Source organism: Caulobacter sp. 05L422, assembly GCF_056397765.1.
The window spans coordinates 99,889-112,535 of the sequence record NZ_JBFTOB010000006.1 but is presented as its reverse complement, the minus strand read 5'-3'; the positions used below and the strand labels follow the sequence as shown (position 1 = coordinate 112,535).

9 protein-coding genes are annotated in these 12,647 nt (G+C 68.2%); 6 read left to right on the top strand and 3 right to left on the bottom strand.

The annotated features are described in order from the left end of the window. Positions 1-5 precede the first annotated feature (5 nt). From guaA to AC1DMQ_RS07915, 5 genes are all read left to right on the top strand, one after another. Positions 6-1,568, top strand: coding sequence for a glutamine-hydrolyzing GMP synthase (guaA, locus tag AC1DMQ_RS07935; protein WP_477033008.1), 1,563 nt, complete (start codon positions 6-8; stop codon positions 1,566-1,568). 185 nt (positions 1,569-1,753) lie between these two features. Continuing rightward, on the top strand, positions 1,754-2,335 hold the full coding sequence (locus AC1DMQ_RS07930) for an RNA polymerase sigma factor (RefSeq protein WP_477033007.1): 582 nt from the start codon (positions 1,754-1,756) through the stop codon (positions 2,333-2,335). Beyond that, positions 2,304-3,278 (top strand): FecR family protein, encoded by a 975-nt coding sequence (locus tag AC1DMQ_RS07925; protein ID WP_477033006.1) that lies wholly within the window; start codon positions 2,304-2,306, stop codon positions 3,276-3,278. Before AC1DMQ_RS07930 ends, AC1DMQ_RS07925 begins: the two co-directional genes overlap by 32 nt. A gap of 211 nt (positions 3,279-3,489) precedes the next feature. Next, positions 3,490-6,297 (top strand): TonB-dependent receptor domain-containing protein, encoded by a 2,808-nt coding sequence (locus AC1DMQ_RS07920; protein WP_477033005.1) that lies wholly within the window; start codon positions 3,490-3,492, stop codon positions 6,295-6,297. 51 nt (positions 6,298-6,348) lie between these two features. Then, complete coding sequence (locus tag AC1DMQ_RS07915; RefSeq protein ID WP_477033004.1) at positions 6,349-9,525, top strand: amidohydrolase family protein; 3,177 nt, start codon at positions 6,349-6,351, stop codon at positions 9,523-9,525. A gap of 41 nt (positions 9,526-9,566) precedes the next feature. On the opposite strand, the gene AC1DMQ_RS07910 is transcribed toward AC1DMQ_RS07915, so the two are convergent. From AC1DMQ_RS07910 to AC1DMQ_RS07900, 3 genes are all read right to left on the bottom strand, one after another. After that, positions 9,567-10,412 carry a sensor histidine kinase gene (locus AC1DMQ_RS07910; protein ID WP_477033003.1) on the bottom strand — a complete coding sequence of 282 codons (846 nt, stop codon included), beginning with the start codon at positions 10,410-10,412 and terminating at the stop codon, positions 9,567-9,569. 455 nt (positions 10,413-10,867) lie between these two features. After that, a complete protein-coding gene (locus AC1DMQ_RS07905; RefSeq protein ID WP_477033002.1) occupies positions 10,868-11,305 on the bottom strand; it encodes a D-Ala-D-Ala carboxypeptidase family metallohydrolase in 438 nt (145 codons plus the stop codon). Between the two features lie 74 nt (positions 11,306-11,379). Further along, positions 11,380-11,922, bottom strand: a complete 543-nt coding sequence (locus AC1DMQ_RS07900; protein WP_477033001.1) for a hypothetical protein — start codon at positions 11,920-11,922, stop codon at positions 11,380-11,382. A gap of 133 nt (positions 11,923-12,055) precedes the next feature. Between AC1DMQ_RS07900 and AC1DMQ_RS07895 the strand changes: the two genes are divergently transcribed. Then, positions 12,056-12,625: a 2'-5' RNA ligase family protein gene (locus tag AC1DMQ_RS07895; RefSeq protein WP_477033000.1), complete on the top strand. Its 570-nt coding sequence runs from the start codon at positions 12,056-12,058 to the stop codon at positions 12,623-12,625. Positions 12,626-12,647 lie beyond the last annotated feature (22 nt).

Genomic DNA, 12,647 nt, shown 5'->3' with positions numbered 1-12,647 from the left:
TACCCATGACTGCCGAAACCCATCACCAGCGCGTTCTGATCGTCGATTTCGGCAGCCAGGTGACCCAGTTGATCGCGCGCCGGGTGCGCGAGGCCGGCGTCTATTGCGAGATCCATCCGTTCGACAAGGCCGAGGAGATCGTCGACGCCTACGCCCCCAGCGCCATCATCCTGTCGGGCGGTCCGGCCAGCGTGCTGGAGGCCGACAGCCCCCGCATCGGGACCAAGCTGTTCGACCTGGGCGTGCCCATGCTGTGCGTCTGCTACGGCGAGCAACTGCTGTGCGACGTGCTGGGCGGCAAGGTCGAGGGCGGCCACGCCGGCGAGTTTGGCCGCGCCGAACTGACCATCGGCAAGCAAAGCCCGCTGTTCCAGGGCCTGGCCGGGATCGGCGAGCTGGAAACCGTCTGGATGAGCCACGGCGACCGCGTCACCGCCATCCCCGAGGGCTTCGAGGTGATCGCCACCTCGACCGGCGCGCCGTTCGCCGCCATCGCCAACGACGCGCGCAAGATCTACGGCGTGCAGTTCCACCCCGAGGTGGTCCACACGGTCAACGGCTCGAAGATCTACCGCAACTTCCTGTTCAACATCGCCGGCCTGACCGGCGACTGGACCATGGCGGCGTTCCGCCAGGAAATGGTCCAGAAGATCCGCGACCAGGTCGGCGACGGCAAGGTGATCTGCGGCCTGTCGGGCGGCGTCGACAGCTCGGTGGCCGCCGTCCTGATCCATGAGGCGATCGGCGCCCAGCTGACCTGCGTGTTCGTCGACACGGGTCTGCTGCGCAAGAACGAGGCCGACCAGGTCGTCACCCTGTTCCGCGACCACTACAACATCCCGCTGATCCACGTGGACGCCGGCGACATGTTCCTGGGCGAGCTGGCCGGGGTCAGCGATCCGGAGACCAAGCGCAAGACGATCGGCCGTCTGTTCATCGAGGTCTTCGACAAGGAAGCCGCCAAGATCGAAGGCGCGGCGTTCCTGGCCCAGGGCACGCTGTATCCCGACGTGGTCGAGAGCGTCTCGGCGCGCGGCGGGCCCTCGGCGGTGATCAAGAGCCACCACAATGTCGGCGGCCTGCCCGACTTCATGAAGCTGAAGCTGGTCGAGCCGCTGCGCGAGCTGTTCAAGGACGAGGTCCGCGCCCTGGGCGTCGAGCTGGGCCTGGCCCCGGCCTTCGTCGGCCGCCACCCGTTCCCCGGCCCGGGCCTGGCCATCCGCATCCCGGGCGACATCACGCCCGAGAAGGTCAAGGTCCTGCAGGACGCCGACGCCATCTATCTGGAAGAGATCCGCAACGCCGGCCTTTACGACAAGATCTGGCAGGCCTTCGCCGTGCTGCTTCCCGTGAAGACGGTCGGCGTGATGGGCGACGCCCGCACCTACGAGAACGTCCTGGCCCTGCGCGCGGTCACCTCGACCGACGGCATGACCGCCGACTTCTTCGAGTTCCCCTGGGATGTCCTGGGCAAGACCGCCACCCGGATCATCAACGAGGTCCGCGGCGTCAACCGCGTCGTCTACGACGTGACATCCAAGCCCCCCGGCACGATCGAGTGGGAGTAGGCGCGGGCCTCGCGGGTCCGCCCCGCGAGGGGCGCGATGGCCCGCGCGAGGCGCCGACCTTCGGTTTCTGCTCCCTGCGACGGCGCCGAGCCGCGAACATCGGATGAATGCCCTGGTCGGGTGTTGCCGACCCGGACGGCCGATCCCACCGTTCGCTCAGCTTGGAGCCGTTCGTCGAGGGTCAGTTGAAGCAGAGCCGCGCCGAGATCGTCGCCTTCGTCGGAGGACAGATCCTTCCGCATGAAGCCGACGTGCGCGCCTGGCTGCGGCGATCGGGCAGTCTCGCCCCCGACATCGACGACGTGATCCAGGAAACCTACTGCCGCCTGGCCGCCCTGGACAGCGTCGCCCACATCGCCAACGGCCGCGCCTACTTCTTCCGGACGTCGCGCAACATCGCCATCGAGAAAATTCGTCGCGCGCGCATCGTTCGCATCGATTGCGTCACGGAAATCGACGCCCTGAACGTCGTAGATGATGAGCCTTCTCCGGAACGCGTGGTCGCGGGGCGCCGCGAACTGGGCAGGGTGCAGCAGTTGATCGAGGGGCTACCCGAGCGGTGTCGGCAGATCTTCACCCTTCGCCGGATCCACGGCCTGTCGCAGAAGGAGATCGCCGCGCGCCTGGGCGTGACCGAGAATGTCGTGGAGACACAGTCGGCGCGGGGGTTGCGTTTAATCCTGCGGGCGTTATCGGAGGCGACGGCGCAAGATCAATCGGAAGTTGGCAAGGCTCATGAGCTCCAATCGGTCCGCAAGCGAGATTGACGAGGAGGCGGCCGATTGGGCCGCCCGCGTCGACGCGCATGGACTGGACGTCGAGCATGACCCTCAAGTGCAGGCCTGGCTGAGCGGCGACGCGCGCCGGGCCGGGGCCTTGCTGCGCGCCCAGGCGGCGATCAGCTTCCTGGATCGAGGCCGGGCCCTGGCCAATGTCGCGCCGGCGGTCGAGGCCGTCGTCGCCGAACGTCCCAACCGTCGCGGGCTGATCGTCGGCGCGGGCGCTGCGGCCGCCGCCGCGCTGGTCGGCGGGGTGGGCCTGTGGACCGCGCGGCCGCAGCGGCTGGACACGCGGCTGGGCGAGATCCGGCGCGTGCCGTTGGCCGACGGCTCGCTGGTGGCGATCAACACCAAGACCGCGCTCGAAGTGGCCATGAAGCCCAAGTCGCGCCACGTCGTCCTGAAGGAAGGCGAGGCCTGGTTCCAGGTCGCCAAGGATCCGGAGCGCCCGTTCGTGGTCGCTGCGGGTCCCGTCCGGGTCCGGGCCGTGGGCACGGCCTTCTCGGTGCGGCGTGGAGACGAGGCCGGCGCCGGCGTCGACGTGATGGTCACCGAGGGCGTGGTCGAGACCTGGATCGAGGGCGAGCAGGCTCCGCGGCGGCGTTTGTCGGCGGGCAGCCGGATCATCCTGGCCAGCGCCGTTTCGCCCACCGTGGCGGAGTCGCCGTCCGAGATCGAGCGCAGCCTGGCCTGGCGCAACGGCGAGATCGCCCTGGACGGCGAGAGCCTCGAACAGGCGGCCCGTCTGTTCAATCGCTACAACAGCCGCCAGATCGTGATCGAAGACCCGACCTTGGCCCAGGAGCGCTTCGTCGGCCTGTTCCAGACCAACGAACCCGAAAGTTTCGCGGCCGCCGTGGCCGCGACGCTCGACGCCGTCGTCAGCGACGACGCGCGGTCGATCCGGATCAGCCGCGCTCACAGCTCCTGAGCCGGCCCCCGGGATTTGACCCGGCGTCTCCCGTCACCAACCGCCCGTCGCGCATCGGAAACGGGCGCCGCGCTGCAAAGCTGGCGCGAAAGCGGGCGTGTTGGGCCGTGATCGGACCAATCACACGAACACCCACCGGAAATCCGACCCCTGAGCCTCGTGCTGTCAGGAGGCCGCGTCTGGCGCGCCTCGGAACGATGGGGGATTGTCGATGCGTGACTGGAACCGTTCCGCCAGGCGGGGGCTGCTATGCGCCTCGGCCGTTTGGGCGCTGAGCGCGGGAACCGCCCTGGCCCAGGCCATGCCGTTCAGGATCGACGCCCAGCCGGCGGCGGCGGGGATCCGCCAGTTCGCCCGGCAGGCCGGCGTGCAGATCCTGGTCCAGTCCGACGCCGCCGAGGGCCGGCGCACCGCCCCGGTGCGCGGCGCCTTGCCGGTCGACCGCGCCCTGGAGCAGCTGCTGGCCGGCACCGGGCTGACGGTGGTCTCCAATGACGGCAAGACGATTGTCCTGGCGCCGCCGCGCACGGGCCTCATCCGCACGGGATGGTCAGGCGCCGGCGGCGGGACGATGGCCGCGGCTCCCGAGCCGATCGCGCCGCCTGAACCCGACGCGCCCAGCATCATCGAGGAGCTGATCGTCACCGGCACGCGCTCGACCTCGCGCACGGTGACCGAGAGCATGGCGCCGATCGACGTGATCTCGGCCGCCGAGCTGAGCAAGAGCGGCAAGCAGTCGACGCGCGACCTGATCTCGACCCTGGTGCCGTCGGCCAACACCTCCAACAGCGGCGCGGGCGCCAGCTTCGCGATCAAGACGGTGTCGCTGCGCGGCCTGTCGGCCGACCAGACCCTGGTGCTGGTCAACGGCAAGCGCCGGCACAACACCGCCATCCTGTTCGTCAACGGCACCACCCAGAACGGCCAGTCGCCGCCCGACCTGGACCTGATCCCGTCGGCCGCGATCGAGCGGATCGAGGTGCTGCGTGACGGCGCCTCGGCCCAATACGGCTCGGACGCCCTGGCCGGCGTCATCAACGTCATCCTGAAGAAGAGCCCCGACGGCGGCTCGATCTCCGCGCTCTACGGCAAGACCGGCGCGGGCGACGGCGAGACCGGCCAGTTCTCCGGCAACCTCGGCATGAAGCTGGGCGAGGACGGCTATCTGAACCTGACGACCGACGTCCGCATCAGCGACATGACGGACCGGGGCGACAAGACGCTGAACACCACCCAGATGTACTTCCCGCTGAACGCCCTGGGCCAGCCGGTGCGGGTGGGCACGCCCGGCGCGACCCTGGATCCGCGCGAGGCCACGGCCAACCGCCACACCAGCCACCCAGGTTCGCCCCAGGTGCAGCTGTTCTCGCTGAGCTACAGCGCCGGCGCGCCGCTGGGCGACAAGGTCGACCTCTATTCGTTCGGCACGTTCTCCAGCCGCAACACCGCGGCCTGGCTGACCTTCCGCAACCCGAACGCCAGCAACAACATCACGGCGGTCAATCCGGACGGCTATACGCCCAAGCTGTTCCTCAAGGACCGCGACTTCCAGGTGGCCGCCGGCGCCAAGGGCCTGGACGTCCTGGGCTTCAACTGGGACCTGTCGACCACCTTCAGCCGCGACGACGTCGACTATTACGAGAACTCGCTGAACGCGTCGCTCGGCCCGGCCAGCCCCACCTATTTCTTCATCGGCACGCTGAAGTTCCAGGAATGGACCACGAACCTGGATCTGACGCGTGAGCTGGACACCGGTGTCCTGGCCGAGCCGATGTTCGTGGCGGCGGGCCTGGAATATCGTGATGACAAGTTCGGGATCGTGGCCGGCGAGCCTGCCTCGTACATCAACGGCGGCTATGTCGCCCCGGCCGGTAGCCCGCAGGCGGGCGTCGTGTTCGCCGGCGGCTCCCAGGGCGTGACCGGCTTCCCGCCGTTCTCGGCCGGCTCGTTCTCGCGCGACAACATCAGCGCCTATCTGAACGTCGAGCAGAAGCTGACCGACAAGCTGGAAATGGCCCTGGCCGGCCGCTTCGAGCACTATTCGGACTTCGGCGACGCCAAGACCTTCAAGCTGTCCAGCCGCTACGCGATCCTGCCCAACCTGGCGATCCGGGGCACGGCCAGCACGGGCTTCCGCGCGCCGTCCCTGCAGCAGCAGCACTACGCCTCGTCCAGCACCATCGGCGTGATCGTGCCGCCGGCCACGACCACCCAGCTCTATCCGGTGCAACTGCTGCCGCCGGACAACCCCGCCGCCATCGCGCTGGGCGCCAAGCCGCTGCGGCCCGAAAAGTCGACCAACTACTCGATCGGGATCGTGGCCCAGCCGCTGCGGCGGATGAACGTCACGCTCGACGTCTACCAGATCAAGATCGACAGCCGCATCCTGCAGAGCGGCACGCTGGGGCCGAACGCGGCGGTCAGCAACGCCCTGGCCAGCCAGGGGCTGAACCCCCAGCAGGCGGCCTTCTACTACGGCAACTTCGCCGACACCAAGACGCGCGGCATCGACCTGGTGGTCGACTACCACAGCGACTTCGGCGACTTCGGCTCGGTGCACTGGACGGTCTCGGCCAACCACACCAAGAACGAGTTCACCCGCGTGGTCCAACCGCCGCCGGCCCTGGCCGCGGCCGGCATCGTCTATATCGACCGGGTGAAGATCGGCGACCTGACGGTCGGCACGCCCAAGGACAAGTACATCGTGGGCGCCGACTGGACCCTCGGCAAGTTCGACACCAATCTGCGCCTGACCCGCTACGGCGAGGTCATCCAGCGCACCTCGCTGCCGGCCAACGACGAGACCGTCAGCCCCAAGCTGATCGTCGACCTGGACCTCAGCTACGCGGCGACCGAGAACGTCACGGTCAGCGTCGGAGCCAACAACCTGCTCGACGCCTATCCCGACAGCGTTCGCGCCGCCAACCGCGGCACGCCCGCTTTCGCCTACTACAACCAGTACTCTCCGTACGGGATCAGCGGCGGCTTCTACTACGCCCGCGTCGCCGCCCGCTTCTAGGCTTGCCGCCGGTCCGGGCGCAGGCCCGGACCGGTCCTCTCGGAGTTCATGATGACCAAGAGTTCCTCGCGCGGCGTCAGCCGCCGCCGGCTGTTCTCGATCGGCGGCGGAGCGATCGCCGTCTCGGGCGTCGCCGCCCTGACGCCGCCCGGCGCCAAGGCGGCCGATCAGCCGCTGGCCGCCGACACCCGCATGGTCACGGCGACCGAAGGCACCAACATCTGCGCGGTCGTCTCGCCGGACGGCAAGACCGTGGCCTTCGACGTCTACGCCATGCTGTGGCTGATCCCGGTCGAGGGCGGTCCGGCCCGGCGGCTGACCGAGGAGATCTACGAGATCGCACAGCCCGACTGGTCGCCGGATGGCAAGACGCTGGCCTTCCAGTCGTATCGCGACGGCAATTTCCACGTCTGGACCATCGGCGCCGACGGGACGGGCCTGAAGCAGCTCACCAAGGGCGCCTTCGACTGCCGCGAGCCGCGCTGGTCGCCGGACGGACGCAAGATCGCGTTCTCGAGCGATCGCGGGGGCCGTTACGGCGTGCACCTGCTGGATGTCGCCAGCGGTGAGATCACCGCCTTCAGCTCCGGACCGACCGACGAGTTTGAACCCTCGTGGTCGCCGGACGGCAAAAGCATCGCCTTCACCGTCGACAAGGTCCGCATCGACGTCCAGGGGCTGGACGGGGCGCGGCGGACGGTGGTCAAGGTCAAGGCCTCGGCCGACCGGTTCAACGCCGCCTCGGTGGGCAGCCCCGTCTTCACGCCGGACGGCCAGGACGTGATCTTCACCGCCATCGAGAACGGCAAGGCCGAGCTGCGCAACGCCGCTGGCGTCGTGGTGCAGGGCGAGGACGTATTTCCGTTCCGCGCCGCCTGGCTGCCGTCCGGCGAATTCCTCTACACGGCCGACGGCCAGATCAAGCGCCGGTCCGCGAACGGGGAAACCAAGGTCGTGACCTTCGCCGCCGCCGTGCCCGTGCTGACGCCGCGCTACACCAAGAAGAGCCGCGACTTCCTGTCGGCCAAGACCCGGCCGGTCATCGGGATCGGCAGTCCGGCCTTGTCGCCGAGCGGTCGCCAGGTGGTGTTCCGCGCCCTCAACGACCTCTACCTGCTCGACATCGGCGGCGGTCCGGCCAAGGCCTTGACGAAGGACGCCTTCAGCAAGGTCGACCCGGCCTGGTCGCCCGACGGCGAGACCCTGGCCTATTCGACCGACAAGGGCGGGTCGCTGGACATCTGGCTGCGTGACATGGCCACCGGCGCCAGCCGCCAGCTGACCCATTTCGACGGCGCGGCGGTGTCCAGCGCCTGGTCGCGCGACGGCAAGTCGATCGCCTTCCTCAGCCAGAACGGCGGCCTGTTCATCGCCGACGCGGCGACCGGCGAGACCCGCCGCGTCTATGGCGATCTCTGGGAGCCCGGCAAGCCCACCTGGGGGCCGGGCGACAAGACCATCGCCTACGCCGCGTTCAAGCCGTACTCGGCCCGGTTCCGCGAAGGGCTCAGCGAAATCCTGACCGTCGACGTGGCAAGCGGGAAGGGCACCTACGCCCCGATCCTGCCTGACCGCTCGCTGGGCACGCGCGGCGACGACGGCCCGGTCTGGTCGCCGGATGGCAAGGCCCTGGCCTATGTCTTCGCCAGCCGCCTGCATCTGTCGCCGGTCGACGAGACCGGCAAGCTGCTGGGCCCGCCCAAGCCGCTCAACGACGAGGTCACCGACGCCGTCAGCTGGAGCGGCGACGGCAAGAGCCTGATCTACGTCTGCGCCGGCCAACTGAAGCTCATCTCGGTCGCCGGCGGCGCGCCCAAGACCGTGCCGCACGGCCTGACCTGGGCCAATGTCCGGCCCAAGGGGCGGATGGTGGTCCGCGCCGCCCGCCTGTGGGACGGCAAGTCGCCGGCGGTGCGGGAGAACGTCGACGTCCTGATCTCGGACGGCCGCATTGCCGGTGTCGCCCCGCGCGGCGAGGTGGCGGCCGATGTGACCGTCGTCGACGCGCCGACGGGCACGGTCATGCCCGGCCTGATCGACATGCACACCCACCGCCAGATGCAGGGCTACGGCTATGGCGACCGGGAAGGGCGGCTGTGGCTTTCCCTGGGGGTGACCACCACCCGCTCGCCCGGAGGCCCGGCCTATCACACGGTCGAGGACCAGGAGGCGATCGAGTCCGGAAAGCGGGTCGGTCCGCGCTACTACGCCACCGGTGAGGCGATCGACGGCTCGCGGATCTTCTACAACTTCATGCGGCCGGTCACCGAGGCGGGTCAGATGGCGCTGGAGATGAGGCGCGCCGAGGCGCTGTCCTATGACCTGATCAAGACCTATGTCCGGCTTTCGGGGGAGCGCCAGAAGGAGGTCATCGCCTGGGCCCACGCCAAGGGCCTGCCGCTGACCTCGCACTACCACTATCCGGCCCTGGGCCTGGGCATGGACGGCATGGAGCACCTGGGCGCGACCAGCCGCACCGGCTATTCGCGCACGGTCAGCGCGCTGGGGAACACCTACCAGGACGTCAACGCCGCCTTCGTGGCCAGCAAGGCGGCGCGCACCCCGACCCTGTTCACCTCGACGGCCTTGCTGGCCGACGACCGCTCGCTGGTCGACGATGCACGGATCAAGGCGCTGTATCCGCCGTGGGAGTACGCGCGGCTGCTGGAGCGCGCCAAGCAGATGGCCGCCATGGACCGCACCCCCATCCTGGCCTCGCTGGCCCGCAACGTCGCTGAGGTGGCGCGCACCGTCCGTGCGGGCGGCCGTATCACCACCGGCACGGACTCGCCGATCGACTTCAACGCCGTCAGCCTGCACATGAACCTGCGGGCCATGGTCCGCTACGGGATGACCCCCTACGAGGCCCTGGTCACCGCCACCAGCGCCTCTGCGGAATATCTGGACGAGCCGCTGGGCTCGGTCGCGACCGGTAACTACGCTGACCTCGTCGTGGTCGACGGCGACCCGCTGGCTCGGATCGAGGATGCGGCCAAGGTCGCCAAGGTGATCAAGCACGGCGAGGTCTACACGATCGCCGACCTGGTTGGCCCGTTCGCGGACCACGCCCAGCACGCCGCCCTGGGTCCGGGCGGCGGCGGGCGGCGTTTCGCCTGCGAGGCCACGCCCGAATACTGGTGGCACGAGCCTAGCTTCCTGGACCACGCCCGGGCTTCATGCTGCGACGGCGCCTGCGGCTTCGCGCCCGGCTTCAGCCTTCAGGTCTAGCGGCGGGAGCGGCCATGGGAGGGTTCGCGCCGCCGCCCGGCCTAGCCCTCGGTCTTCGGCAGGAACGGCGCCCAGGCCTCGACCAGAACGCCGGGCTGGGCGCTGTTGAGCGAGATGTGGCCGCTGACGAACTCCAGCCGCAGGCGCATGCCGGCCAGGCCCACGCCGAGGGTCGGGGCGTCGCTCTCCGGAAGGCCCACGCCGTAGTCGCGGATCGACAGCAGCACCATCTCGCCGGCCTGCCGCAGGCCGATCGTGGCGCGGGGGCTGCCGGAGTGGCGGTGCACGTTGGCCAGGGCTTCCTGGGCGACACGATACAGCGCCACCTCCGTCGTCCGCTCCATCTTCGGGAAGTCGTCGGCGATGTCGATCTGCAGGCTCAGCCCGGTCCGGCGCGCGAAGCCCTCGGCCATCTGCCGGATGGCGGGGCCGAGACCCATCTCCTCGAGGGCGGGAGGATGCAGCACGTAGGACAGGCTGCGGATCTCCTCCAGGGCGTGGGCCAGCAAGGCCTCGACCTCGACCCGGACCTTTTCGGCGCGCCCCTCGACCTTCATCGCCCCCAGCATCAGCTTGGCGCCGGTCAGGTACTGGGCGGTGCCGTCGTGAAGCTCGCGCGCGATGCGCCGGCGCTCGTCGTCCTCGGCGTGGAGGAGGGCCGCGGTGGCCCGGCCCAAGGCGGCCTGGGCGTGGCGTTGAACGGTGATGTCCTCGTTGGCCACGATAGTCAGTGTCCGGTCGTCGCGAGAGACGCGCGTCGCGGTCATTCGGACCCACATCGGACCGTTCATCAGCGGAACCTGGTATTCGAAACGGAAGGGGCCGGACTCACCGGCCAGCACCCCTCGCAGTCCCGCCGCCGCGGTCGCCCCATCGGGTTCGCCCATCTGTTCGCAGCACGAAACGTAGTTGAGGCCCAGTCCGTAGTTTTCGAGGGGAAGTTCGTTGAATTCAACGAACTGTATCCAAGAGTCATTGACCGCGATGATCTCGCCCTGATCGTCCAGGATCGCAACATTCGCGGTGACAGTATCGAGTATGGATTCATGCAAACTGAACGCGGACCATTCGCTCATCTCGTGAGCTGTGTGCATTTCGGTATTTAGCCTTTTATTTTGATTGTTAGCGTCACGCAGGCCGCCGTACAGGATTCGCGCGCCCGGAGACGCGACGAGAACGCGCATGTTTTACTGCCGCGCGCTTGAAGTTTCGACGTTATATTTCGAACGCGACTGGAAGATGCGTAAAGAACGCCCGTCGTGAAATCCGAAGCGGAGATCTTTGTTCCTGAACGTCCGGGATCGGCCTCCCGCCGCGGTCGCCGTTCCGCATGGGCGCGAGACTAGGGCTCGAGGCCGTTATAGACCGTCGAGCCGGGACCGCCGGGTTGGCGCAGCACTTGGCCGCGCAGCCTGGGATCGAAGCTGATGTGCACGCAGCGGCTCTTCTCGTAGATCAGTTGATCGAACTTCAGCACGCTGTCGCGGATGGCCTTGGCGGCCTCGAGATCGGTCATGCCGTCCACATGGAAGTCGGCGGCGTGGCCCACGGCGTGGGCCGAGGTCGGCACGCCGCCGACCGCGGCGTTGACCTGCGGATTGCGGTACGCGCTGGTGATTTCGATCGGCCGGTTGAACAGCGCCCGGACGGATTCCATGCGCTCGGCCAGGCGTTTGAGATTCTCCAGATGCGGCGGCGTGGGGTCGTTCTTGACCCCCATCGACAGCGCCTTGCTTGAGATGGTGAATTCCTCGAGCGAGAAATGCGCGCTGAGTTTCATGGCCGCCCCTTCTGATGTCGCGGAAGGTTAGCGTTTAACCAGCACAATCCAAGCGAGAATTTCGAGAGCGGCGACTACTGAATGTGGCCGTAGTGGCGGGCGATATAGACCGCGAAATAGACCAGGGCGCCCGCCGAGAACAGGATGTGGAAGCGCGGGTTGCGGATGAAGCATCCGGCGAGGCACAGGCTGATCATCAGGCCGATCCGGATGGGGTATTCGGGACCGAGGCCGAGGAAGTGCGGCACGCCCTTCAGGAAGGTGTCCAGGATGTCCATCAGCAAGCTGACGATCAGCAGGCCGAAGAACCAGGCCCGCCGCGACATGAAGTAGTCGCCGTAGCCGTCATACTCGCTGATCTCGGTGGGGAAGATCACGCTGCACAGCAGGAAGATCATGGCCGCTTCCGAGATCAGGAAGATGTAGGTCTCGAAGGTGAGGACATGCAGTTCGCTCAGCAGGAACTGCCACCACCAGAATGAGGTGATCGTCACCATCATGTAGAGCACCCAGCACAGGTGCGGCCACCAGAGGTGCTCTTTCTTGGGATGCTGGATCAGGCCGGCCACGCCGTTCAGCAGTCGCGCCAGGCTGAGGCCCATGATGATGCTGATCATCGTCGGGCGTGGACCAGGAGATCGTGGCTGGGAGGAGCGATCTGCATCCGCAGAGATGACCACTCGGCGCGGTTGTGCGCCAGCCCCCTCCAGCGTCTTGGCGCCGGTTCCGGAATCCGGGCAGGGTGCGCGCGTGTCCGACCAGTTTTCCCTCTTCGACGCGCCGCCGATCACCGACCGGCTGTTCTTCGCGATCTTCCCCGATCCGGCCACGGCGGCCGAGATCGCCCGGCAGGCCGACACGCTACGAGCCACGCACCAGCTGGGCGGCCGGCCGTTGGCGCCCGAGCGGTTCCACATCACCCTGCATCACCTGGGCGATCATGCCGGCGTGCGGCGCGACATCGTGGCGATGGCTAGCGAGGCGGCCGAGGCGATGACCGCCGCGCCGTTCGAGGTCGCGTTCGATCGCGCCGCCAGCTTCCACAACGGCGGCAACAATCCGTTCGTCCTGCAGGGCGGCGAGGGTCTCGAAGCCTTGAAGGGGTTCCAGCGCGACCTGGGCCTGACCATGGCGCGAGCGGGTCTGGGCAAGCTGGTGGACAAGAGCTTCACGCCGCATGTGACGATGCTCTACGACAGGCGCCTGGTCCCTGATCAGGCCGTCGCGCCGATCAGATGGACCGTCGGCGGCTTCACGCTGATCCACAGCCTGCTGGGGCGGACCGAGCACGTGGTCTTGGGAAACTGGGCGCTGCGCTGAAGGCGCATACCTATTTTTCGAT